General features: G+C 61.7%; 2 protein-coding genes. One reads left to right on the forward strand and one right to left on the reverse strand.

Going from position 1 to position 1,645, the window contains the following annotated elements:
• Positions 1-218 (reverse strand): RHS repeat domain-containing protein (locus tag HX774_RS17775; protein ID WP_178828784.1); only part of this gene is annotated, 218 nt, incomplete at its 3' end.
• A 141-nt stretch (positions 219-359) separates the two neighbouring features.
• Between HX774_RS17775 and HX774_RS17780 the strand changes: the two genes are divergently transcribed.
• Positions 360-1,645: RHS repeat domain-containing protein (locus tag HX774_RS17780; RefSeq protein ID WP_178828785.1), on the forward strand; the 1,286-nt coding region annotated here is incomplete at its 3' end.

The raw sequence follows: 1,645 nt of genomic DNA on the forward strand, positions 1-1,645 counted from the left end.
GGTGGCGGCGGTGTGGCGTGCGAATACTGCAGGCGGTTGCCGGCCGCGTCGTAGGTGTAGCTAGTCTCCGACCCATCGGCATAGTTGACCCGGATCAGCCGGTTGAGGGAATCGTAGGTGTAGTGTGTGGCCTGCGATTGTGCCCTCGCGGGGCGATGAAAGGCCAAGGCGAAGGCCGCCAGCAAACCGCCAAGCGCAGTACGTCGCGTCGAACTCAAGGCGGCCCCCACCGATATTTGCACTACAGGCGATATTCGCCTCATGGTTGACTTCAGTCAGGGTGATGGGAAAAGCTTGGCCGTGCAAGGGGAGGGGCGCATGGTGAGAGTTCGGGCAGCCAAGGTGCGGCCANNCAGGGGTTGCCGCCGCCAGAACCCTATCAGGTCATCGATGCCAACGGCGTCAGCCTGACCACTGGGTCGTTCAGCAGTCCCGCCCACCGCATTTCCATCGGGCCAGAACAGGGGGGGGTGAGTTTCTCGGCCCACTATGAAAGCGGCGTCCGCAACTGGCGCTACAGCACCTTTGGGGCACTGGTGAAGGAACAGAAACCCCATTCCAATCTCCAGTGGGTCAGCGTCACTGTCATGGGTGCGTCAGGAACGTTTCTGCGCACAGCCGCGGGCCCCTACGTCCGCTTTGACGGCGACGGAGAGCTCTCGACCTCGGACGTCTATACGGCCCTCGACGGCTCGGTGGCCACATTCAACAGCCGAGTTGACGCGGTTGTTCCCTACAACGCCAACGCTGGGGCCATCGCCACCCTGACTCGCCCTACTGGCGAAGTGGTTACCTATCATTACAGTGTCAAGCCGGGGACCAGTCGCATCGGGCGGCTACAGTCCGTCACCAACAACCATGGCTATCAGATCCATCTACAGTACGCTTCGAACGCAGCGGATAACGACTGGCAGCGGCTGGTCAAAGCGACGGCGCTGAACAACGCCGTGGACCCGTGCGCCCCGACAGCTTTGAGTTGCACCTTCACACAGTCATGGCCCAGCCTGACGTTCGCCCAGGTGTCACCTGCGCCCAACACTGTGGAGCAGACCGTCACCGATGTCCTCGGCCGCACCACGCGCTACGTCCTGATCAACGGCCTACTCTATCACATTCGCAGGCCGAGCCAGCCAAACCTGGACACCCTGGACATCAGCTACACGACCTATCCGGCGCTGTCGCAGAACGTGCGGGTGGCGACAGTGTCCAACGGGGCGGGAGCTTGGTCCTACTGGATGGAAGAGCCGCCGACCAACGATCCTTACTATTACGAACTCACCACTCGCATCACCGATCCGCTTAACAACCAGACTCACGTCGAGGTCAGTTCGACGGATGAGGAGCCTGCGACCGATTACCGGATTGTGCGCGTCGCTTCGGTGACCGATCCGCTGAACCAGAAGACGGCTTACGGCTATTCCAACGCTTACCGGCTGCAGTCGGTCACACGCCCTGCGGGCGACGTTAGCGAATACGGCTACTCGGATCGCGGCGAGCTTTCTGCGATCTTCAACAAAGCCAAGCCCGGCTCAGGACTAAGCGACATTTCCCTGATCGCGACCTTCTCGACGGGGTGTCCAGGCAATCCCGCCCTTTGCAACCGGCCACTGACGGTGACAGACGCGCGCGGCGGTGTGACGGACTA

The sequence above is a fragment of the Brevundimonas sp. P7753 genome (assembly GCF_013386595.1).
GTDB classification, from domain to species: Bacteria; Pseudomonadota; Alphaproteobacteria; order Caulobacterales; family Caulobacteraceae; genus Brevundimonas; species Brevundimonas bullata.